This window comes from Georgenia sp. AZ-5 (genome assembly GCF_043952095.1).
Classification (GTDB): domain Bacteria; phylum Actinomycetota; class Actinomycetes; order Actinomycetales; family Actinomycetaceae; genus Georgenia.
In genome coordinates this window covers 2,571,785-2,593,900 of record NZ_JBINOU010000001.1, presented here as the reverse complement: position 1 = coordinate 2,593,900, position 22,116 = coordinate 2,571,785, and the positions used below count along the sequence as shown (strand labels likewise).

19 protein-coding genes and 2 riboswitches are annotated in these 22,116 nt (G+C 75.3%); of the genes, 2 read left to right on the top strand and 17 right to left on the bottom strand.

What is annotated here, in order from left to right:
- Nucleotides 1–123: 123 nt before the first annotated feature.
- From ribH to ACF0H8_RS12080, 6 genes are all read right to left on the bottom strand, one after another.
- The gene (gene ribH / locus ACF0H8_RS12105) at nt 124–621 is read right to left on the bottom strand and encodes a 6,7-dimethyl-8-ribityllumazine synthase (RefSeq protein ID WP_395289159.1); all 498 of its coding nucleotides are present in this window, start codon (nt 619–621) and stop codon (nt 124–126) included.
- The gene (gene ribA / locus ACF0H8_RS12100; protein ID WP_395290880.1) at nt 618–2,036 is read right to left on the bottom strand and encodes a GTP cyclohydrolase II; all 1,419 of its coding nucleotides are present in this window, start codon (nt 2,034–2,036) and stop codon (nt 618–620) included. The genes ribH and ribA overlap by 4 nt, the downstream gene beginning before the upstream one ends.
- A 5-nt stretch (nt 2,037–2,041) precedes the next feature.
- The gene (locus tag ACF0H8_RS12095) at nt 2,042–2,641 is read right to left on the bottom strand and encodes a riboflavin synthase (RefSeq protein WP_395289158.1); all 600 of its coding nucleotides are present in this window, start codon (nt 2,639–2,641) and stop codon (nt 2,042–2,044) included.
- Nucleotides 2,641–3,792: a bifunctional diaminohydroxyphosphoribosylaminopyrimidine deaminase/5-amino-6-(5-phosphoribosylamino)uracil reductase RibD gene (ribD, locus tag ACF0H8_RS12090; protein ID WP_395289157.1), complete on the bottom strand. Its 1,152-nt coding sequence runs from the start codon at nt 3,790–3,792 to the stop codon at nt 2,641–2,643. The genes ACF0H8_RS12095 and ribD overlap by 1 nt, the downstream gene beginning before the upstream one ends.
- Nucleotides 3,793–3,882: 90 nt before the next feature.
- Nucleotides 3,883–4,014, bottom strand: a riboswitch (FMN riboswitch).
- A gap of 203 nt (nt 4,015–4,217) precedes the next feature.
- The gene (locus tag ACF0H8_RS12085; protein ID WP_395289156.1) at nt 4,218–5,285 is read right to left on the bottom strand and encodes an ATP-dependent DNA ligase; all 1,068 of its coding nucleotides are present in this window, start codon (nt 5,283–5,285) and stop codon (nt 4,218–4,220) included.
- Nucleotides 5,286–5,341: 56 nt separating this feature from the next.
- The gene (locus tag ACF0H8_RS12080; RefSeq protein ID WP_395289155.1) at nt 5,342–6,412 is read right to left on the bottom strand and encodes a DNA polymerase domain-containing protein; all 1,071 of its coding nucleotides are present in this window, start codon (nt 6,410–6,412) and stop codon (nt 5,342–5,344) included.
- Nucleotides 6,413–6,571: 159 nt separating this feature from the next.
- On the opposite strand from ACF0H8_RS12080, the gene ACF0H8_RS12075 reads away from it, so the two are divergent.
- Nucleotides 6,572–7,759: a DUF3866 family protein gene (locus ACF0H8_RS12075; protein ID WP_395289154.1), complete on the top strand. Its 1,188-nt coding sequence runs from the start codon at nt 6,572–6,574 to the stop codon at nt 7,757–7,759.
- Between the two features lie 15 nt (nt 7,760–7,774).
- Here ACF0H8_RS12075 and ACF0H8_RS12070 read toward each other — a convergent pair whose 3' ends face one another.
- The 11 genes from ACF0H8_RS12070 to ACF0H8_RS12020 all read right to left on the bottom strand — a co-directional run bounded on the left by ACF0H8_RS12070 (nt 7,775) and on the right by ACF0H8_RS12020 (nt 19,901).
- Nucleotides 7,775–8,230 carry a PH domain-containing protein gene (locus ACF0H8_RS12070; RefSeq protein ID WP_395289153.1) on the bottom strand — a complete coding sequence of 152 codons (456 nt, stop codon included), beginning with the start codon at nt 8,228–8,230 and terminating at the stop codon, nt 7,775–7,777.
- A gap of 1 nt (nt 8,231) precedes the next feature.
- A complete protein-coding gene (gene hisG / locus ACF0H8_RS12065; protein ID WP_395289152.1) occupies nt 8,232–9,077 on the bottom strand; it encodes an ATP phosphoribosyltransferase in 846 nt (281 codons plus the stop codon).
- 43 nt (nt 9,078–9,120) lie between these two features.
- Nucleotides 9,121–9,384 (bottom strand): phosphoribosyl-ATP diphosphatase, encoded by a 264-nt coding sequence (locus ACF0H8_RS12060; protein WP_395289151.1) that lies wholly within the window; start codon nt 9,382–9,384, stop codon nt 9,121–9,123.
- Between the two features lie 10 nt (nt 9,385–9,394).
- On the bottom strand, nt 9,395–10,453 hold the full coding sequence (locus ACF0H8_RS12055; protein WP_395289150.1) for an ABC transporter substrate-binding protein: 1,059 nt from the start codon (nt 10,451–10,453) through the stop codon (nt 9,395–9,397).
- A 121-nt stretch (nt 10,454–10,574) separates the two neighbouring features.
- Nucleotides 10,575–11,459, bottom strand: coding sequence for an ABC transporter permease (locus tag ACF0H8_RS12050; RefSeq protein ID WP_395289149.1), 885 nt, complete (start codon nt 11,457–11,459; stop codon nt 10,575–10,577).
- Between the two features lie 141 nt (nt 11,460–11,600).
- Nucleotides 11,601–11,726: riboswitch (FMN riboswitch) on the bottom strand.
- Nucleotides 11,727–11,827: 101 nt separating this feature from the next.
- Nucleotides 11,828–13,333 (bottom strand): sodium/proline symporter PutP, encoded by a 1,506-nt coding sequence (gene putP / locus ACF0H8_RS12045; protein ID WP_395289148.1) that lies wholly within the window; start codon nt 13,331–13,333, stop codon nt 11,828–11,830.
- Nucleotides 13,334–13,736: 403 nt separating this feature from the next.
- Nucleotides 13,737–14,402, bottom strand: a complete 666-nt coding sequence (gene rpe / locus ACF0H8_RS12040; RefSeq protein WP_395289147.1) for a ribulose-phosphate 3-epimerase — start codon at nt 14,400–14,402, stop codon at nt 13,737–13,739.
- 87 nt (nt 14,403–14,489) lie between these two features.
- Complete coding sequence (locus ACF0H8_RS12035) at nt 14,490–16,184, bottom strand: RsmB/NOP family class I SAM-dependent RNA methyltransferase (protein ID WP_395289146.1); 1,695 nt, start codon at nt 16,182–16,184, stop codon at nt 14,490–14,492.
- On the bottom strand, nt 16,181–17,119 hold the full coding sequence (gene fmt, locus ACF0H8_RS12030) for a methionyl-tRNA formyltransferase (protein ID WP_395289145.1): 939 nt from the start codon (nt 17,117–17,119) through the stop codon (nt 16,181–16,183). The genes ACF0H8_RS12035 and fmt overlap by 4 nt, the downstream gene beginning before the upstream one ends.
- A gap of 11 nt (nt 17,120–17,130) precedes the next feature.
- A complete protein-coding gene (locus tag ACF0H8_RS12025; RefSeq protein WP_395289144.1) occupies nt 17,131–17,772 on the bottom strand; it encodes an HAD family hydrolase in 642 nt (213 codons plus the stop codon).
- Between the two features lie 41 nt (nt 17,773–17,813).
- Entirely contained in the window at nt 17,814–19,901 is a 2,088-nt protein-coding gene (locus ACF0H8_RS12020) for a primosomal protein N' (RefSeq protein WP_395289143.1), read from the bottom strand.
- Between the two features lie 130 nt (nt 19,902–20,031).
- On the opposite strand from ACF0H8_RS12020, the gene ACF0H8_RS12015 reads away from it, so the two are divergent.
- Nucleotides 20,032–21,930: a DUF222 domain-containing protein gene (locus ACF0H8_RS12015; protein WP_395289142.1), complete on the top strand. Its 1,899-nt coding sequence runs from the start codon at nt 20,032–20,034 to the stop codon at nt 21,928–21,930.
- The last annotated feature ends 186 nt before the right edge of the window (nt 21,931–22,116 follow it).

Below are 22,116 nucleotides of genomic sequence, written 5' to 3'. Positions count from 1 at the left end.
CGGCCCGGCGAGGCACCGGCCCGGGGACGGCGGGCGCCGGTGCCGGGGCCCCGCCGAGGGCCCCGGCACCTGGCCACCGACGACCTCGACGGCGTCCCTCGACGGCGCGCGCCCCGGCCGCCGTCAGGCCGGCAGCACCCTCGCCGACGGCGCGCCACGCAGGTCGCGCAGCGCCAGCGCGGTGGCCACCGCCGCCTCCGCCGCCTCGGCGCCCTTGTCCTCCGAGGATCCGGGCAGTCCCGCGCGGTCGAGCGCCTGCTGCTCGTCGTCGGTGGTGAGCACGCCGAACCCGACCGGCACGCCGGTGCTGACGGCGACGTCGGTCAGCCCCGCCGTCGCCGCCTGGCAGACGTAGTCGAAGTGCGGCGTGCCACCGCGGATGACCACGCCGAGCGCGACGACCGCGCCCGCACCCGCGCGCGCCGCGGCCGCGGCCGCCACGGGCAGCTCGAAGGACCCGGGCACCCGCACCACCCTGGCGCTCACGTTCGCCGCCTCCAGGGCCCGCGTGGCGCCGGCCACCAGCCCGTCCATCACCGTGGTGTGCCACTGCGCGGCCACGACCACGACCTCCAGCCCCGACCCGTCCACGTCCAGCCGGGGTGCTCCTGCGCCGCTCATCTCGTCTCCTTCGTGCTCGGCCGCCGGGCGGCGGCCTCGGTGTTGTCGCGTCCCGCGGCCTGCTGCGTACCGGCGCCCGGCCCGGCGGGCAGCCGGTCCAGCCCGGGCAGGTGGTGCCCCATGGCCGCCCGCTTGGTCATCAGGTACTCGCGGTTGTGCTCGCCGAGGCCGGCCTCGAGCCCGACCACCTCGCGCACCGCCACGCCGTCGGCGGACAGGCCGGCGACCTTCTCGGGGTTGTTCGTCATCAGCCGCACGGCGTCCACCCCGAGGTCGGCGAGGATCGCCGCCGCGGCGCCGTACTCCCGCGCGTCGGCGGGCCGGCCCAGCGCCAGGTTGGCCTCGACGGTGTCCAGGCCCGTCTCCTGCAGGGCGTAGGCGCTGATCTTCTCCAGGAGCCCGATCCCGCGCCCCTCGTGCCCGCGGAGGTAGACGATGACGCCGCCCTCCGCGCCGGTGCGCCGCATGGCCGCCCGCAGCTGGGGGCCGCAGTCGCAGCGCAGCGACCCCAGGCCGTCGCCGGTGAGGCACTCGGAGTGCACCCGCACGAGCGTGCCGCTCTTGCCGGCCGGCGTGCCGGGCGCGAGCGACGCCCCGGTCGGCGCCGCGACCAGGGCGAGGTGCTCCGCCCCGGTGCGCTCGTCCCGGTACCCGTGGACGGTGAAGGTCCCGTGCTCGGTGGGCAGGGCGGCGCTGGCGGTGCGGCTCACGCGGTCGCGCGCCGGCCGCGCAGCCGCCTCCCCCGCGCGCCGGTCGTCCCCTCCGGCCGGGCCGGCGCCCTCCCGCGCCCGCCGGAACGCGACGAGGTCGGCGATCGTCAGCAGCGCCAGACCGTCCCGCTCGGCCAGCCGGGCGGCCTCGTGCAGGCGCGTCATCGTGCCGTCGTCGTTCACGAGCTCCGCGATGGCGGCCACCTCCCCGGCCCCCGCGAGCCGGCACAGGTCCACCGCGGCCTCGGTGTGCCCCGGCCGCTCGAGCACCCCGCCCGGCACGGCCCGCAGCGGCAGGACGTGCCCGGGGCGGATGAGGTCGGCCGGCCCGGACGCGCCGTCGGCGAGCACCCGCAGGGTCGCGGCCCGGTCGGCGGCCGAGATGCCGGTCGTCACCCCGCGCGCGGCGTCGACGGAGACCGCGTACGCGGTCCGCCGGGGGTCCTGGGAGCGGCCCACCATGAGCGGCAGCTCGAGGGCGTCGGCCCGCGCCGCCGGCAGCGGCGCGCACAGGTACCCCGAGCTGTGCCGCACCGTCCAGGCGACCCACTCGGCGCTCGCAGAGCCGGCCGCCAGCACGACGTCCACCTCGTTCTCCCGGTCCGCGTCGTCGGCGACCAGGACCGGCCGCCCGCGCCGCAGCTCCTCCAGCGCGGCGGTCACCCGGGCGAGGGCCGCGCCGGCGTCCGGCGCCACCGAGGTCACGGCGCTCACCGTCCGGCTCCCGCCGTGAGGAGACGCTCCACGTACTTCGCCACCACGTCCACCTCGAGGTTCACAGGGGTGCCGGGCGCGAGCGTGCCGAGGGACGTCGCGGCGAGGGTGGTGGGGATGAGCGAGACGCCGAAGACGTCGTCGCCCGCGTGCGTGACGGTGAGCGAGACGCCCTCGACGGTCACGGAGCCCTTCTCGGCGACGTACCGGGCAAGGTGCGGCGGCACGGCGATGTCGACGTCGTCCCAGCGGGGCCCCGGGCTCCGGCGCCGGACGGTGCCGACCCCGTCGACGTGGCCCTGCACGATGTGCCCGCCCAGCCGCGCGTTCGCCGCCACCGCCCGCTCGAGGTTCACCGGTGCGCCCGTCGCGAGCGCGCCCAGCGTGGTGCGGGCGAGGGTCTCGGGCATCACGTCGGCCACGAAGCCGTCCGCTTCGATCTCGGTGACGGTCAGGCACACCCCGGCGACCGCGACCGAGTCGCCGCGGCGCAGGTCCTCGGTCACCGTGGCGGCCGCGACCTGCAGCAGCACGGCGCCGTCCAGCTCGCGTCGGCCGCGGACCTCGCCGACCTCCTCGACAAGTCCGGTGAACATCACTCATCTCCTTCGTGGATCGTGGCGGCGACCAGGCGCCCAGAACGGTCGGGGTGGGCGGGATGCCCGGGCCTGTCGGCCGCCGGCTCCGCACGCCGGGAAGCAGGCGCCTCCGACGGGCCGGTGCGCCGCAGGGACAGGAACACGTCGTCGCCGAGCCGCCGCACGTCGTGGGCGTCCCAGCGCATGGCGTCGCCGATCGTGCCGATCCCCAGGCCGGACACCGCCCCCGCCCCGGCGCCCAGCAGCACCGGGGCGACGTACGCGTGCAGCTCGTCGACGAGCCCCTCGCGCAGCGCGGCGCTGAGGAGCGTCGGCCCGCCCTCCAGCAGGACCCGGCGCAGGCCGCGGCGGTGCAGCTCGCCGAGGACCTCGGTCAGGTCCCGGGTGCGCAGGTGCAGCCACTCCCCCGGGCCGGTGACCACCCGGGCCGAGGCCGGCACGTCGCGGCGGCCGACGACGACCCGCACCGGCTGGCGCGCCGCGCCGGGCGCGCGGGCCGTGAGGGCGGGGTCGTCGGCCAGCACCGTGCCGGTGCCGACGACGATGGCGTCGACCTGGGCACGGACCTCGTGGGCGTGGGCGCGGGAGGCGGCGGAGGTGATCCACCGGCTGGTGCCGTCCGCGGCCGCCACGCGCCCGTCGAGCGTGGTGGCCGTCTTGCCGATCAGCCACGGCCGGCCGCGGCGCACCGTGGCGGACCATCCGGCCAGCAGCTCCTCGGCCCGGGCGACGAGGGCGGGGTCGAGGCCGCCGGCCCGCGCGGTGACCGCCTCCACGCCGTGCGCCCGGAGCCAGGCGGCGCCGCCCGCGGCGACCGGGTTGGGGTCCGCGACGGCGTACAGGACGCGCGGCACGCCGGCGTCGCGCAGCGCCGCGGCGCACGGCGGGGTGCGCCCGGTGTGGTTGCAGGGCTCGAGGGTGACGAGGGCGGTGGCGCGCGCGAGCCTGCCCCGGTCCTCCGGGCGGACGGCGGCCAGCGCGGCTGCCTCCGCGTGCGGGGTGCCCGCGCCGCGGTGCCAGCCCTCGGCGATCGGGCCGTCCGCGTCGACGATGACGCACCCGACGCGCGGGTTCCCGCCGACTAGCGGGCCATGCTCGGCCAGGTCCAGCGCTCGCGCGAGGGCGGCGTCCAGGGTGCCGTGCTCCATCTCTCTCCTTCCCGGCACGGCAGCCGGGTAGGGAGGGGTGGTGCACGAAGGTGCGGCACAGGCGCGCACGGACGGACCGCGGCGCATGCGCCACGTGCTTCCTCCCATCCGGACTTTCACCGTCGGTCCTGGAGTTCCACCAGGTCCACCGCTTGCCCTGAGGCGTGCGGGTCGCGGACTGTCACCGCCGGTTCGGAATTGCACCGACCCCGGAGCACGTGCTGCTCGGCCGTCATGGTGCCACGGGTGAGTGCGGCCGCGTCAAGTCGGTCCGAGGAGCGGGCAGCGCGGCGCGGGGTACCGAGGTGTCAGACCGGTCCGGGCAGCGGGCGCGGGGGACCGCGCTACGGCCGTCCCGCCGCCACACGATCCAGCCGGGCCTCCACGGGCCGGGCGCACGACCGCGCGGCGTCGCGGCCGAGCCGTCAGCGCACGGTGGTGAGGATGTCCGACAGCTTGAAGTTGACCGGCTCCTCGAGCTGCTCGTACGTGCAGGAGGCCGGGTCGCGGTCGGGACGCCACCGGCGGAACTGGGCGGTGTGCCGGAAGCGGTCGCCCTCCATGTGGTTGTAGGCGACCTCCACGACCAGCTCGGGCCGCAGCGGCACGAACGAGAGGTCCTTGTTGGCGTTCCAGCGGCTGACGGCCCCGGGCAGCCGGCGGTCCTGGTGCGCCTCCTGGTCGGCCCAGGCGCCCCACGGGTGGTCGGCGAGGTCGACGTCCCGGTACGGCTCCAGCTCGTCCAGCAGGCTGCGGCGCCGTGCCATCGGGAAGGAGCCGGCGACGCCGACGTGCTGCAGCCGCCCGTCGGGGGTGTAGATCCCCAGCAGGAGCGAGCCGACGACGTCGCCGGTCTTGTGCCAGCGGAAGCCGGCCACCACGCAGTCGGCGGTGCGCTCGTGCTTGATCTTGAACATGGTCCGCTTGTTCGGCTGGTAGGTGCCCTGGAGCGGCTTGGCGACGACGCCGTCGAGCCCGGCGCCCTCGAACTGGGTGAACCACTCCTGGGCCACGGCCAGGTCCGCGGTGGCCGGGGTGACGAAGACCGGGTCGGCGGCGCCCGCGAGGGCGTCGACGAGGCGCGAGCGCCGCTCGCTGAACGGCCGGCGCATGAGGTCGTCGTCGCCGAGGGCGAGCAGGTCGAAGCCGACGAAGGAGGCCGGCGTCTGGCCGGCGAGCAGCTTGACCCGGCTGGTCGCCGGGTGGATCCGCTGCTGGAGGGCGTCGAAGTCCAGCCGGTCGCCCGAGACCACGACGATCTCGCCGTCGATGACGCACCGGGGCGGGGTGCTGGCCTTGATCGACTCGACGAGCTCGGGGAAGTAGCGGGTCATCGGCCGCTCGTTCCGGCTGCCGAGGACCACCTCGTCCCCGTCCCGGAAGACGATCGTGCGGAAGCCGTCCCACTTCGGCTCCGTGTGCCCGAGGTCGGGGATCTCCGGCACCGACTTGGCGAGCATCGGCGGGACGGGCGGCATCACGGGCAGGTCCATACGAGCGATCCTGCCCGCTCCGCGGTGCCCGCGCCGCCCAAGGGGCGCCCGGGGCGCTACTCCCCCGCCGGCTCCTTCCTGGCCCGGCTGGGCTGGACCCGCCGCGGCTCGCCCGGCATCTTCGGGTAGTCCGGCGGGTAGGGCATGTCCTCGAGCCCGCGCTCGCGCTCGTCCCGCTCGTACCACTCCAGCAGCGGCGTGAGGTCGTGGGCGACGTCGTCGATCCGGGCGTGGACGTCGCCGCGCTCGGCGAAGCGCGCCGGCATGGTCAGCACCGTCAGGTCTCGGGGATCGACGTCGGGCAGCTCGGCCCACTCCACCGGCGCGGAGACCGGCGCGTGCGGGAGGGGCCGGACGCTGTACGCGGAGGCGATGGTGCGGTCCCGCGCGTTCTGGTTGTAGTCGACGAAGATCTCCTCCCCGCGCTCCTCCTTCCACCACTTCGTCGTCACCCGGCCGGGCAGGCGCCGCTCCAGCTCCCGGCCGAAGGCGATGGCGGCGTGGCGGACGTCGGTGAAGCTCCACCGCGGCTCGATGCGGACGTAGATGTGCACGCCGCGGTTGCCGGAGGTCTTGGGAAAGCCGACCCAGCCGAGCTCGTCCAGCACCGCGTGGGCCTCGCCCGCCACCGTGACCGCCTCGGCGAAGCCGGTGCCGGGCTGGGGGTCGAGGTCGATGCGCAGCTCGTCCGGGTGGTCCACGTCCGTCCGACGCACCGGCCATGGGTGGAACGTGATCGTGCCGAGGTTCGCCGCCCACGCCACCGCGGCCAGCTCGGTCGGGCACAGCTCGTCCGCCGTCCGGCCCGAGGGGAAGGCGATCCGCGCCGACTCCACCCACTCGGGCACGCCCTTGGGCGGGAGCCGCTTCTGGAAGAACGCGTCGCCGTGCGGGTCCTCGCGCGTCGCCCGCTTGACGTTCTCGTGCACGCCGTCGGGCCACCGCTCGAGCGTGGTCGGGCGCTCGCGCAGGGCGCGGAGGATGCCGTCGCCGACGCTGACGTAGTACTCGACCAGCTGGCGCTTGGTGATGCCCGGACCGGCGAAGTAGACCTTGTCCGGGTTGCTCACGCGCACGCTCCGGCCGTCCACGTCGATCTCGGTCGCCGGTGCCCGGGAGGGTGACATGGCGCGAACGCTACCGCCCCCGGCGACCCGCGGCCCGGGATACCGCTCGCCCCCCCCTGCCGGCACAGTGCCCTGTCGCCGGGCACGACGCCCGCCGCGCACGACGCCCGCCGGGCCCCACGCGCCGGGGCGCCGGGCCGCGCCGGTACGGTGGCGGGCGTGATGATCTGGCGCGAGGCAGTGGTGCGTGACCTGCGGCGGGAGTGGGCCGGCGCCCTGGAGCTCGACGTCGAGATCCAGGGACGTGGCAACGGGAAGGCGCCGTCGGAGGATGCCGCGCTGACCGCCGGGACGCGGGTGCGGGCCCTCGCCTACCCTCGGCTCGTGGGCCGGCCGCGGGCCGGTGACCGCGTGCTGCTCAACGCGGGTGCGCTCGCCCGCGGGCTGGGGACCGGCGGCTACGCCATGGTCGTCGCGATCCCGGACCGGCTGCCGGCTGACCCGGAGCCGGCGCCCGGCCACCTGGTCAAGGCCCGCTACACCCCGCTGCAGGCGATGGTCCTCGGCGCCGACGAGCAGGAGTCGGCGCATCACGAGCTGCTGCGGGATGCCGACGACCTCGGCCTCACGCCCGTCGTCGTCGCCGACCTGCACTCCGCCCTCCCGGCCGTCGTGGCGGGCGTCCGTGCCGTGGACCCCGGCCTGCGGGTGGCCTACGTGATGACCGACGGCGGCGCGCTGCCCGCCTGGTTCTCCCGGTCGCTCGCCGGGCTCCGCGAGGCGGGCTGGCTCGCCGGCTCGGTCACCGTCGGGCAGGCTTTCGGCGGGGACCTCGAGGCCGTCAGCCTCCATTCCGGGCTCCTCACGGCGGGCCTGGTGCTCGCGGCGGACGTGATCGTCGTCGCGCAGGGCCCGGGCAACCTCGGCACCGGCACGCGCTGGGGGTTCTCGGGCACGGCGTGCGGCGAGGCCGTCAACGCAGTGGCGACGCTCCGCGGCGCGCCCGTCGCGTCGCTCCGGGTGTCCGGCGCCGACCCGCGGGAGCGCCACCGCGGAATCTCCCACCACTCGCTCACGGCCTACGGGCGCGTGGCGCTGGCGCCGGCGGACGTGGTCGTCCCCCGCTTCGACGGCGACAGCGCCCTCGAGGACGGCCTCGCCGCGCTCGCGGCCCGGGTGCGGCAGCAGGCCGACGGCCTGGTCGCCCCGACGGGTGTCCACCGGCTCGTGGAGGTCTCGACCCGCGGGCTGGCCGAGGCGCTCGCGGACTCCCCGGTGCGGTTGTCGACGATGGGCCGGTCGCTCGTGGAGGATCCCGCCGCGTTCCTCACGGCTGCGGTGGCGGGCGTTCACGCGGCCCGGCAGACCGCCGGGGTTCGGCCGATGCCGCCCGGGGCGCGGCCGTAGGGCCTCGCCCCGGGCTCAGCCGTTCGCCCGCGGCTCGTGGAGGGCGACCAGCGTGGCGAGCCGGCGGGCCTCCGCCGCGGCGTGGGCGCCGTCGGCGCGCTGGATCGCCATGACGGCGAGGGTGTCGCCGTCGGAGAGGTCGAGCTGGACCCACGGGTTGCCGCTGCCGAAGTTCACCGCGACGATCTCGGCCCACTCCACGGTGCGGGTGTAGACGATGTTGCGCACCGTCAGCCCGGCCTCGTCGGGCAGCGCCCGCACGCCGCCCTGGCGCCACAGCAGCCACAGGATGACGAGCGCCAGGCCCGCCGTGCCGGCCTGGTCGGCGGGCGTGAAGGCGAACCCGGGCACCTGCGGCACCAGGATGATGATGGCGAGGGCACCGGCGACGGTCAGCACGCCCAGCGCCTGGGAGACCCGCCGGGCCGCGCGGGGGCGGAACGGGCGGTGCAGCTCGTTCGCCGTCGCCATCTCAGATGCGGCAGGCGTGGATGGACGTCACGAGGATGGCGCGTGCGCCGACCTCGTAGAGCTCGTCCATGACCTTGTTCGTGGCCTTCTTGCGCACCATGGCCCGCACCGCCACCCACTCGCCGTTCTGGAGGGGCGAGACCGTGGGCGACTCGAAGCCGGGCGTGAGGCGCATGGCCTTCTCCATGTGCGCGACCGGCACGTCGTAGTCCATCAGCACGTACTCGCGCGCCACGAGCACGCCCTGCAGGCGCCGGTCGAGCACCTCCATCGCGGGGGTGAGCTCGTGACCGTTGCCGTGGATCAGCACGGCCTCGGAGCGCAGGATCGGCTCGCCGAAGGTCTCCAGCCCGGCCGCCCGCAGCGTGGTGCCCGTCTCGACGACGTCCGCGACGACGTCCGCGACGCCGAGCTGCACGGAGGACTCCACGGCGCCGTCGAGGTGCACGACCTTCGCCTCGATGCCCCGCTCGGCGAGGTAGTTGCCGACGAGGACGTCGTAGCTGGTTGCCACGCGCTTGCCACGCACCTGCTCGAGCGAGGTGATCTGCCCGGCCGGCGCGGCGAAGCGGAACGTGGAGCGGGCGAAGCCGAGCGGGCGGTGCTCGACGGCGTCCGCGCCGGAGTCCAGCAGCAGGTCGCGGCCCGTGATACCGACGTCCACGGTCCCGGCGCCGACGTACACGGCGATGTCCCGGGGACGCAGGAAGAAGAACTCGACGTCGTTGTCGGGGTCGGCCAGGACGAGCTCGCGGCTGTCACGGCGGGAGCGGTATCCAGCCTCGTCCAGCATGGTGGAGGCGGGCTCGGAGAGCGAACCCTTGTTGGGCACGGCGATACGCAGCAATTCAGTCAGCTCCGGGGTCGGGCACGGCGGGGGCGGTGGGGGCTCACAGGTGGCGGTAGACGTCGTCGAGCGTGAGCCCGCGGGCGATCATCATCACCTGCAGGTGGTACAGCAGCTGGCTGATCTCCATCGCCGCCGCCTCTTCGCTCTCGTGCTCCGCGGCCATCCAGACCTCGGCCGCCTCCTCGACCACCTTCTTGCCGATGGCATGGATGCCCCCGTCCAGCTCCGCGACGGTGCCCGAGCCCTCGGGTCGGGTGGCGGCCTTGTGCTGGAGCTCGGCGAAGAGCTGGTCGAAGGATTTCACGTCGGCCACCTTAGTTGGTGCCGGGAACGAACTCGTCGGTCCAGGCCTCTGAGGCGTCCACCTCGGACTCCAGCAGCCCGTGCTCCGAGAGGAACGTCACCATCTGCTCCCACCTCGCGCCGTCGTGCCGGCCCGGGCCGGCGGCGCCCTCGTACAGCGGGGCCGTCGCGTCGAGGGTGGCCAGGGCGGCCTCCCGCTGCTCCGGCCTGGCGAGGTCCGGGATGTACCCGGTGGCGACGTCGACGGCGGCCTCGGGATCGTCCAGCACGTCCTGGACCCCGCGCAGGGAGGCCGCCACGACGGCGGCGACGTCCTCGGGGCGCTCCGCGGCGGTGGAGTCGAGGACCCCGATGCTGACGCCGACCAGCGGCACGTTCCCGTCCTCCGCGGGCGGGATCTCGATGGTGCGCACGTCCATGCCGGCCTGGGCGAACCGCACGGCGTCGTTGTTGACATACCCCATGACCGCGTCGACGTGCCCGGCCTGCAGCGCCGACTGCTGGGTGTAGCCGATGTGCTGCACGTCGACGTCGTCCTCGGTCAGGCCGGCGCTGCGCAGCAGCGCCAGCAGGCCGAAGTACGTCTCGCCGAACGGCCCGGGGATGCCGACGCTGCGCCCCTCGAGGTCCGCGGCGCTGGTGATGCCGGAGTCGGCGGGGACGATGAGCACGACGGGGTACTGCTGGTAAAGGGTGGCGACGGACTTCAGGGGCACCGGCTCGGCCTGGGCGCGCGCCTGGAGCATCTCGTCACCGCCGGCGACGACGACATCCTCCTCGCCGGAGCCGATGGCGGAGAACAGGCCCTCGCTCTGGCCGTGGTGGCGCAGGGTGACGTCGACGCCCGCCTCCTCGTAGTAGCCGCGCTCCTCGGCCACGTAGAACGGCGCGAACTGGATGTCCGGCGTGTAGGTGAGCCCGATGGTGGCCCGGCCCGCGCCGCCCGCGCCGTTCTCCGCCGGTTCGCTGGCGCCGCCGCGCTCCTCGGTGGTCCGGTCGGCCGGTGCGGTGCACGCGGCCAGGCCGAGCGCGGCGGCGACGCCGACGGCGGCGAGGCGGGACTTCTTCATCGGGTCTCTCCTGAGGTTCGTGCCGAGGTGGCGGGCGGGGGCGCCTGGAGGCGCTGCGGTGGTTCGGGGGCGTTCGCGGGCGGCCCGGCCGCGGCAGCACGCGCGCGGCGTCGTGGGCGCCTCACCGGCGCTCGAGGTGGCGCTCGAGCGCTCTGAGCAGGCCGTAGATGCCCATGGCCAGCGCGCAGAGGACGACGAGGGTGGCGAAGAGCCCGGTGGTGTCGGAGGAGGCGCCGCGCGTGGAGAGGACCATGCCCAGGCCCTCGCCGCCGATGACGAACTCCCCCACCACGGCGCCGGTGACGGACAGCGTGAAGCCGTTGCGCAGGCCGGTGAGGAGGCTGGGCAGTGCCAGCGGCAGCTGGATGGACCGCAGCAGGTCCCAGCTCCCGGCGCCGTCCAGGCGTGCGGCGTCGACCACGTCCCGGTCGAGCATGCGCAGGCCGAGCACCGTGGCGAGCAGGATCGGGAAGAAGACGACGATCGCGCACAGCACGGCGATGGGGACCAGGCCGTAGCCGAGCCAGATGGTGAGCAGCGGGGCGATCGCGACCGCGGGCACGGCCTGCGAGGCGGCAATGTAGGGCTCCAGCGCGGCCGAGGCCCACCGGCTGCGGAAGACCAGGTAGCCCAGCGGGAGCGCGACGACGGACGCCAGGAGGCACCCGGCGAGGGCCTCCGCGAGGGTGGGGCCCACGTACGCGAGGATCCCGCCGGTGGTGAGGTCTTCCCACAGGCGCGTGGCCACGGCCGAGGGGGCGGGGAGGAAGAATTCCGAGATGGCGCCGGCGCGGACGACCGTCTCCCAGAGCACCAGGCCGAGCACGCCGGTGAGGGCGGCGGGCAGCCAGCGATGGCGGCGGACGGACCGGCCTTCCGGCTGCGCGGGGGCCGAGCCGCCGGGGCCGGCGGTCTCGCGGGCCGCCCTCAGCGCCGGGGCGGAGGTGGCGGGCGCCGTCGCGTCGCGCGCGGGCTCGTCCGCGGCGGTCGTCGCGGACGCGGGCACGGCAGGTGACGACGAAGGTATGGTCGACTGCTCGTGCGATCTCACTGCGTCCTCCCCGGTCCGGGCACGTGGACCGGGGACGGCGGCGCCGCCGGCGGTCGTGGCCACCGCGACGCCCCGGCACGCACGGGTGTGCGCGCCGCGTGCTTCCTCCCATCCGGACTTTCACCGTCGGTCCTGGAGTTCCACCAGGTCAACCACGCACCGAGGTGCGCGGCTCGCGGACTGTCACCGCCGGTTCGGACTCTCACCGACCCCGGAGCACGTGCTTGCTGCTCGGCCATGGTAGCGCGCCGGGCCCGGCCCCTCGGTAGCGCGCCGGGCCCGGCCCCTCGTGGGGGGCCGGGCCCGGTGGGATGCCGCGGGGCTCAGCGAGCGGCCGGGACGTCCGCGGTGCCGTCGAGCTGGTCGAGGGACTCGTCGAACTCCGCCTGGATCTCGGAGTTGTGCTTGTGCGTCGCCAGCGAGACGACGACGGCGGCGAGGAGGTTCAGGAGGAAGCCGGGCAGGATCTCGTAGAGGTCGAAGATGCCGCCCTCGATGTTGCCCCACACCGCCACGGTGCCGGCGCCGAGGACCATGCCGACGAGCGCTCCCGAGGTGGTCAGCCGGCGCCAGTACAGCGCCAGCAGGATCGTCGGGCCGAAGGCGGCACCGAACCCGGCCCAGGCGAAGGAGACCAGCGCGAGGATCGTGTTGTTCTGCGTCCACGCCATCGCGGCGGCGACCACGGCGATCAGCAGCACGCCCACACGGCTCAGGAGCACCTGCTGGCGGTCCGTGGCTTCCTTCTTGACGACCATCTTGTACAGGTCCTCGACCAGCGCGGAGGCCGTGACGAGGAGCTGGGAGGAGATGGTGCTCATGATCGCCGCGAGCACGGCGGCCAGGATGAAACCGGCGATGAGCGGGTGGAAGAGGATCTGGCCGAGCACGAGGAAGACCGTCTCCGGGTCCTCGAGCGTCAGCTGCGGGTTCTGCTGGAAGTAGGCGATGCCGACGAGCGCGGTGACGATCGCGCCACCGACCGACAGCGCCATCCAGCCCATGCCGATACGGCGCCCGGCCTTGGCCTCCTGCGGGGTCCGCAGCGCCATGAAACGCACGATGATGTGCGGCTGGCCGAAGTAGCCGAGCCCCCACGCCAGAGCGGAGATCACGCCGACGATGGTGGCGCCGCCGCCGACCATGCTGAGCAGCTCGGGGTCGACCGCCCGGACCGTGGACGCGACCTCGCCGGGGCCACCGACGGCGAACAGGCCGACGACAGGCACCGCGAGGAGGGCGAGGAACATCATGACGCCCTGGACGAAGTCCGTGTAGCTGACGGCGAGGAACCCGCCGAAGAGCGTGTAGAGGATCGTGACGGCGGCGACCAGCACCATTCCGAGCCGGTAGTCCATCCCGAAGGAGCTCTGCATGAAGACGCCGCCGGACACCATGCCGGAGGAGACGTAGAACGTGAAGAACACCAGGATGATCAGGCCGGAGACAACGCGCAGCGCGCGGGTGCCGTCGCGGAGCCTGCTCTCGAGGAAGCTCGGGATGGTGATCGAGTCCGTGGACACCTGCGAGTAGCTGCGCAGACGGGGCGCCACGACCTTCCAGTTCACCCACGCGCCGACAGTGAGGCCCACCGCGATCCACGCCTCGGTGAGGCCGGAGAGGTAGATGGCACCCGGCAGGCCCATCAGGAGCCAGCCAGACATGTCGGACGCCCCCGCGCTGAGCGCGGCCACCGACGGTGGCAGCCCGCGGCCACCGAGCATGTAGTCGTCGAGGTTCTTCGTCCTGACGAAGAAGTACCACCCGATGGCGACCATCGCCGCTAGGTAGATGCCGAGGGCGATGATCTGGAAGGCCTGGTCGTTCACGCGGTTTCCGTCCGGTCGGGGCTGGGCCGGGGTGAAGTTACCGTCCCCAGACGCCGGACTTCCACTCTCGAGAAGCCTGCATTCACACTTTTTAAATGCCCTCCGCTGCCCGGTGCAGCACGGCTTACGGTGCGCCGCTACGCCTCATCGGCGCGCTGGTGCGGGCTACCCGATCACGGACGGCCGCCAGCCGGAAAGCCCGACGCCGGGAGTGAGCCTCCCCACACCCGGCACTCGCCCACCGATCCCAGCGGCAGCGACCGGTCAACGCTGCAGGCCTCCTCTGCGGCAGCGACCGGTCAACGCTGCAGGCCTCCTCGGCGACAGTGACCGTTCACCGCTGCAGGCCTCAGCGCGGCACGCCGACCCTGAAACGCTCGGTCCAACCTCGCCACCGTCGGCCTCAGTGGTGGTGCGCCTCCTGGGCGAGGCCGCGGAGCGCCTCGACCTCCGCGGCGGCGTCTTCCGCCTTGTACACGGCCGAGCCGGCGACGAAGACGTTGGCACCGGCATCGGCGGCGCGTTCGATCGTGGCGCGCGAGACGCCGCCGTCCACCTGCACCCAGACGTCGAGCCCCGCCTCGGAGATCGCCCGGCGGGTCCGGGAGATCTTCGGCAGAGTCCCGTCGATGAAGGACTGCCCACCGAAGCCGGGCTCGACAGTCATCACGAGGATCATGTCGAACTCCGGCAGCAGGTCCAGGTACGGCTCGATCGGGGTGGCCGGCCGCAGCGCGAGGCCGGCCCGTGCGCCCTTGGCGCGCAGGTCGCGGGCCAGCTTCACCGGCGCCGTCGCGGCCTCCGCGTGGAACGTGACGGACGCGCAGCCCGCCTCGGCGTAGGCGGGCGCCCACCGGTCCGGGTCCTCGATCATCAGATGTGCGTCGACCGGCACGGGCGTCACCTGCAGGATGCTCTCCACGATCGGGAGCCCCATGGTCAGGTTGGGCACGAAGTGGTTGTCCATGACGTCCACGTGCGCGTAGTCGGCCCCGGCGATCTTGGCCAGCTCGCCGCGCAGGTCGGCGAAGTCGGAGTTGAGGATGCTCGGCGAGATGACGATGCTCACCCGGTCAGCGTAGGCCCGGGTCACGCGGCAGCCGGCGCGCCGCCCGGCGGCGCGGGAAGTGGTGTCCCGCACCTTCCGGCCGCCTGATCACGCCGTCTTGCGGATCAGCGCCAGGAACATCGCGTCGGTGCCGTGCACGTCCGGCCAGAGCTGGACGTACGGCCCCTCGCCGAGTCCGGGGAGGGGTTCGACGGCGAGGCCCTGGACGACCGGCACGGCATTCATCAACTCGGCGTCCGGCCGTCGGCGGAGCACGTCCTCGACGACCATCCGCGTCTCGGCCACGTGCGGCGAGCAGGTCACGTAGGCGACCACTCCCCCGGCCCGCGCCGCGTCCAGCGCCGAGCCCAGGAGCTCGCGCTGCAGCGGCCCGAGGGCGGCCAGGTCCGCCAGGGAACGGCGCCACCGGGACTCGGGCCGCCGGCGGAGCGCGCCCAGCCCGGTGCACGGTGCGTCGACCAGCACGCGGTCGAACTCCTCGGCACGCTCGGTCCCGAGGTCACGGCCGTCGCCGGTGCGCACCTCGACCGCCCCGGCCGGGACGCCGGCGACCGACTGCCGCACGAGCTGTGCGCGATGAGGTGCGACCTCGTTGGCGAGAAGGCGCGCGCCGCGTTGGGCGGCAAGGGCACCCAGGAGCGCCGACTTGCCGCCGGGGCCGGCGCACAGGTCCAGCCACCGGGCGTCCGTCGTCGCCTCCCCCGAGGGGCCCGAGAGATCCGGCGTCTCGACGGGCGCGGCCGCCAGCGCGAGAGCCACGAGCTGCGAGCCCTCGTCCTGCGCCCCGGCGGCGGCACGCCGCACCGCGGGCAGGCTCGCCGGGTCCCCGCCGGCCAGGACGAGCGCCTGGGGCGACCACCGCCCGTGGCGGAGCTCACCGGCCCCCGCCTGGGCTGCCTCGTCGGCCAGCTGCTCGGCGGTGACGAGACCGGGCCGGGCGACGAGCGTCACGGCCGGGGAGGCGTTGTGCGAAGCCAGGAGCGCGGGCAGGTCGTCCGCCGGTCGGCCGTTCGCCACGAGGGCCTGGTGCAGGGCGCGCACGATCCACTCGGGGTGGGACTCGGTGGCGGCGAGCCGCGTCGCCGTGTCGGTCGACGCCGCTGCCACGTCCTCGAGCCACGACTCCAGCGGGCGCCGTGAGACGGCCCGCAGCACGGCGTTGACCATGCCCGCAGGACCCGCGCCGATCTCCTGGCGCGCGAGGGTGACCGTCTCGGAGACGGCCGCGTGCGTCGGCACCCTCATGCCGAGCAGCTGGTGCGCACCGAGGCGCAGCACGTCAAGCACGGGCGGGTCCAGGCTCTCGAGCGGCCGACCGTTGGTGCACCGCGCCAGGATCGCGTCGTACCTGCCGCGCAGACGGAGCGTGCCGTAGGCGAGCTCCGTGGCGAAGGCGGCGTCCCGCCCGGTGATGCCGCGATCACGGAGCAGGCCCGGGAGCACCAGGTTCGCGTAGGCGTCGGAGCTCGCGACCTGGCGCAGGACGTCCAACGCCGCCTTGCGCGGCGCGTCGCTCCGCGTGCCGCGACGGGCACCCGTTCCGGCGCCGGACCGCCGTGCCTGCCCCCGCCGCCCATGGCCCGGTGCGCCGCCCGCCCGGCTCGGGGAACGGTCCCCACCGCCCCGGTTCGACCAGCTCGAGCCTCGGTCCGCGCGCTCCCCGGCCGACCTCCGGGAGGCGCGGCCTGCGCCGTCACGGCCGCCGCGGCCGTCCCGCCCGCTGCCGCCACGGCCACCGGGCCGTCTGTCGTCGCCGGGCGCAGGCCCGCTCGTGTCGCTCATCGCTGCTCACCGAGCACCGTGCCCGGCTCGAGCCGGGCGCCGCGCGCCCACGCCTCGGCCGGCATCCAGCTCTTCCCGGCCGGCGCCACCTCCCCGAGAGCGACGGCGTGCGAGCCGGTTCCCACCAGGACCTCGTGCTTGCCCGCCCGGACCTCCCCGGGTCGCAGGTCGTCCACGTCTGCCCGCAGCGTGACGGGACGCAGCTTGAGCCGGGAGCCGCCCGGCGCCGTCGTCCACGCCCCCGGTGCCGGGGTGCAGCCACGGACGAGCCTGTCCACCGCCAGCGCCGGGTCCGCCCAGCTCACCCGGGCGTCAGCGACCTCCAGGCGCGGCGCGAGGCTGATGCCCTCGGCCGGCTGTGGCGCGGGACGCGCGGAACCGTCGGCCAGGGCGTCCAGCACGGCGAGGAGCAGCTGGGCGCCGGAGTCGGCCAGCCTCGCGAGCAGGTCGCCGGCGGTGTCTCGCGGCCGGACGGTCTCGGTGAGGGTGCCGTACACGGGCCCGGTGTCCAGCCCCGCCTCGATCTGGAAGACGCTGGCCCCGGTGACCTCGTCGCCGGCGATGATGGCGCGCTGGACGGGCGCGGCGCCGCGCCATGCCGGCAGCAGGGAGAAGTGGAGGTTCACCCACCCGTGCCGCGGCACGTCCAGGAGCGTCGGCGGGATCAGGCCGCCGTATGCGACGACCGGGGCGGCGTCGGTTTCCAGTGCCGCGATCTCCTCGTTCACCCCGTCCTCACGGAGCGAGCGGGGGGTCAGCACCGGGAGGCCCACGGAACTGGCCAGCTCGGCGACCGGCGATGCGGAGAAACTGCGTCCGCGCCCCTTCGGCGCGTCGGGGCGGGTGAGGACCGCCACCACCTCGTGGTCCGAGGCCAGCAGGGTCCGGAGCGAGGGCAGGGCCACGTCCGGGGTGCCGGCGAAGAGAAGACGCATGGTGATCGAGTCTAGGCGCGGCCGGTCGCAGCCGGATCCTCCGCCGCCAGGGGCAGACCGAGCGCGCGTAGCTGTGCGCGCAGCCGGCTGGCGCCGGCGAACTCCAGCGCCGTGATCCCGAGCGCGGCGGCGCCCGCGACGTTCGCGGGCGAGTCGTCGACGAAAACGGTGCGGGCGGCGGCGAGGTCGTAGCGGTCCAGCAGGATCTCGAAGATCGCGGGATCGGGCTTGGTGACGCCCTCCCGCCCGGACACGACCACGCCGTCGAGGCGTCGGATCGCCGGTGCTGAGGGCTCCGCGTGCACGAACGTCTCCGCGGACCAGTTCGTCAGCCCGAGCAGGCGGACGCCGGCGTCGGCCAGCTCAGCGACGATCTCTGCCATCCCGGGCACCGGGCCGGTGAGACTGGCGGGGAAGTTCGCGCAGTACCGCACGAAGGTCGCGGCGTGCTCGGGATGGGCGGCCGCGACCCGCGCGCAGGCCTCGGCGTGCGTCAGGCCGCCGTCCATCGCCTGGTTCCAGCGCGGAAAGTCGATGGCAGCGGAGAACTCGGCCCACTCCGCGCGGACGAGGCGGTCCGCCACCGTGAGGTACGGGTCCCAGCCCACGACCACCTGGCCGAGGTCGAGCACAACGGTCAGGTCGTCGGTCACTGTCCCATTCTCCTTCAGCTCTCGCTTCCAAGGTGCGCCGCTCACCAGAGGTCGGGCGGGTCCACCTGGACGCGCACGGCGCCCTCCTCCTTGCGGGCGCTCCGCGCGGCGGCCGCATGGGCAATGCGCTGGCAGAGCTCGGCGCCGCGAGGCCTGCCGACCCGCAGCACCGCCCGCACCTGGGGGCCGTCGCCCTCCCGGGCGCCGTCGACCTCCACCGGGCCGAGCACCTCGACCCCGTCGACGTCGAGGTGCCCCAGGAAGCCCCGCACGGCGGTCGAAGGGCCCTGGATGGCGGCCATGCGCACCGCCGGCGGGAAGGCGAGCTCCGCCCTTTCGGCGAGCTCGCGCTCGGCGAACCCGGCGGGATCCCAGCGCACGAGGGCCTGTGCCGGCACGGGGGCCGGCTGCCCGAGCAGCATGACCCGCCCGCCGTCGCCGGCGCCGCGCACGAGGGCGGCCGCGCCCATCCACCGACGGAGGGCCTCTGCTGACGCCCACAGCTCGGGCCGGGAGGTACTCACCGCGCCGTCGAGCAGCAGGGCGGCGGCGTAACCACCGAAGGCCGTGGGCTCGGCGCCGGGCGTCGCCACCACCAGGCGTGGCTTGTCGTCCACCGTCTCCACGACGCCGTGCCGCGCCGTCGTGCCCGAGACGACCACCGGCACCGACGGGAAGGCTCGGCCGAGCTCCTCGGCCGTGCGGGAGGAACCCACCCGGCTCGCACGCACCCCGGTCCCGCCGCAGGTCGGGCACGCCCAGTCGAGCGCCAGGCGGCCGCACCAGGCGCACGACGGCGCAACGCCTGGCCGCTCCAGGCGCAGCGGCCCGTGGCACGCGCGGCACCGGGCCGGCTCATGACACCGCGCGCAGCTGACCACCGGGACGTAACCGCCGCGCGGCACCTGCACGAGCACGGGCCCCGTCGCCAGGGCCTCCTTGGCGAGCCGCCAAGCCGGGTGCGGGATCCGGGCGTGGGCCGCCGCGCCCTCCCTGGCCAGGTCCACCTCGCTGGGGGCCTCGACTCGGGGGGCCGCCGTGCGCATGACGCTGCGCGGGGCCTGCACCGGGTGCGCCCACCGCTGCTCGACGAGGAGCTGCGCCTCCACCGATCGCGCGAACCCGCCGACGAGCATGGCGGCGCGCTCCCGCTCGGCGCGGATGGCCAGCACCTGCCGCGCATGGGGGTACGGCGCCCGTGGCTCCGCCAGGCGGTCGTCCCCGTCGTCGAAGATGACGCACAAGCCCAGGTCGACCACGGGCGCGAAGGCGGCGGCGCGCGTGCCGACGACGACGCGCGCCTCGCCGAGGAGAACGCGGAGGAAGGCTCGGTACCGCTTGGCGGGGCCGTCGTCGGCGACGAGGCGGGCGATGGGCTCGGTGGGCAGCTCGGCGGTGATGGCCGCGGCGACCTGCTCCACCTGCCGAGTGGTCGGCACGACGACGAGCACGCCACGCCCCGAGGCGCGGCTGGCGCGCGCCGCCTCCGCGACGGCGGCCGTCCACGGACGCACGTCCGGCACCGGGTGCCCCTCGCGGGCCTCGTGGGCGGGCAGCGCGGTCCAGACGGCGCGCGGGTTCTCCCCCGCCGCGAGGTGCCGCAGGTAGGCCGGCCCGCCGGTGTAGGGCTGCCAGGCATCACCGGATGGCGGCTCGACCGGGACGAGGGGTCCCGCCGTCGCATGCTTCTCCAGGACTGCCTTCTCGGTGCTGGCATGACGGGGCGGGACGGCGAGACGGACGACGTCCATCAAGGTACCCGCGTACCTGTCGGCCACCGCGCGGCACAGGCCCAGCACCGTCGGGCCCAGGACGGGCACCGGGGACACCGCCCGCCGCAGCGGCGCCAGCCTCGTGGTGTGATCGGTGTCGGACCGGCGCTCGACGACGAAGGCAGAACGGTCCTTGCCGGCGAACTTGACCTGGACACGGCTGCCGGGCAGCGCCGTGGCGGCCATGGCGGGCGGCACCAGGTAGTCGAAGGGGTGGTCGAGGTGCGGGAGCGGCACGTCCACGACGACCCTGGCGACCGGGTCGACGACGCCGTCACCGTCGACGGGCACCGGTGCGGGTGCGGGCAGGTCGAGGAGCGTGCCCTGGCCGGGCCGCAGACCGCTCATCGACGTCATGGCCCTATCTCATCACCTCCCACTGACGAAGCAGCCCGCGCCTGTGGGTGCTCGGGCTGCGGCACGGCCTTTCGGTGCTGCACGTCACGAACGCCCCGGCGATGTCAGTGGCCGCTTATAGCGTCTTGTCATGGTCGAGGAGGACGTGGCGGGGCTTCCGCCGGGCGGCGAGGACGGCGCGGTGGGCGCCGTCTCGGTGCTTGAGCGGGCGCTGTCCCGCACGCCCGCGGCGGCCGCGGCGATCGACCTGGCGTATGACTTCCCGTGGCGCACCGCCGCCGGTCCGGCAGCGGCGCTGGCCGCCCGCGACCGCCAGGGCCCCGAGTCCGCCCCGCCGTGGACGGGAGCTCTGCCCTCGCAGGACCGGGCTGCGGACGGCGCTGCCGTCGCGGCTGTCGAGGCCGGTGCGCGGGAGGACGGTGCCTTCTCGCAGCGTGCCCGGGCCAACGACGCCCACGTTGCTTCCGGCGCTGACGCGCCGGGCCTCGCGGATGGAGCGGGGCGGGTGGTGGTGGAGTACGCCCCGCGGCTGGTCTCGCGGTACGGGATCTCCTCGGCGCGGGCGGTGGCGCTGGAGCACCGGGCGCCGGGCTGGCCGCTGGCCCGGGCCCTGGCCGGGTTGGCCCTGGCGGACGCCGATGACGCGACGGTGGTCGAGGCGATCGCCGGGTGGGAGCGGCTGGCGTCCTGGGCGGCCTCGCAGCAGGCCCGGGCGGTGCTGGAGCTGACCGACCGGCGCGGGCCGTCCACCGCCGGCGCGGCCAGCGCGGCCGCGGAGATCGCCGCCCGCCTGGGCATCACCCACCACGGCGCCGAGGCCAAGCTCGGCTTCGCCTCGGCCCTGGACCTCTATCCCGAGGTCGCCGACGCCCTCACGGCCGGGCGGATCGACAAGCGCAAGGCCGAGGTCCTCGCCGCCACCGAGGCCGGGCTCAGCGTGCCCGAGCAGCGCCGCGTCCTGGCCGACCTGCTCACCCCCACCTCCGACGCCACCACGCACGCCAGCACCGCGGCCGGCGGCACGCCCGACGGTGCTGAGGGCGCGGCGAACGGCGAGGCGGGCACCGGCGCCGAGTCCGGGGCCGGAGGCCTGGGGCCGGTGGTGGAGGTGGTGGAGGACCTGACCGGCCCGCAGCTGCGGGCCCGGCTGCGCAGGGCCGCGCTGACCACCGGCGGGCCCGCCGCCGGGGCGAAGCGGCGGGCGAAGGCCTTCGCCGACCGGCACGTGAGCATCACCCCCGCCGGGGACGCCATGGCCTGGGTCGTGGCCCTGGTCCGTGCCGACCACGCCGAGGCCACCCGGGTCCTGCTCGACGCCCTGGCCGCCGCCGCCAAGGGCCCGGCCGACCCGCGCACCCTGGACCAGCGCCGCGCCGACGCCCTGACCGACCTGGTCACCACCACCCTGGCCCGCGGCGTGGACCTCACCGGCGCGGAGCTGCCCACCTTCCACGGCACCAAGCCGCACATCCAGGTCACCATCGCCGCCACCACCCTGCTCGGCCTGGACGAGGGCGTCGCCGAGCTCGGCGGCTACGGGCCCATCCCCGCCGACCTCGCCCGCGCCATCGCCGCCGACGCCACCTGGCGCGGGCTGTTCACCGACGCCGCCGGCCACTTCGCCGCCCCGGGCACCAAGGGCTACCGGCCCGGGGCGAACCTGACCCGCCAGGTCATCGCCCGCGACGTGGTCTGCACCTTCCCCGGCTGCCGCCAACCGGCCTGGAAGGCCGACCTGGACCACATCAGCGCCTACGACCCCGCCCTGGCCGAGCGCCTCGCCCAGACCACGACCACCCGGCTGCAGGCCCTGTGCCGGCGCCACCACAACCTCAAGACCACCAAGTACTGGACCGCCGTGCGCGACCCCCGCGGCCACATCCGCTGGACCGCCCCCACCGGCCACACCTACACCTCACCACCGCCCACCCCACCGGGCGCCCCACCCCCGCCAACTCCGCCCGACCGTGACCCGCCAGCAGACACCCCGCCCGACCGCGACCCGCCCGACGACCCACCCCCCTTCTAGCCAGACCGAACGACGGCCGCCGCGCTCCGCGGGCTGCCCGACAACCGCCGCCGGCGGATCCACGCCACCACGGGCAGGCGGCGAGCACCACGTGCTCGCCGCCTGCTCGTACGCGTGTGTGCGAGCGAAGCAACGTACCCTGAGAGCCGACACTTCAGAGAGCGAAGGCCCCCGATGTCCACAGGG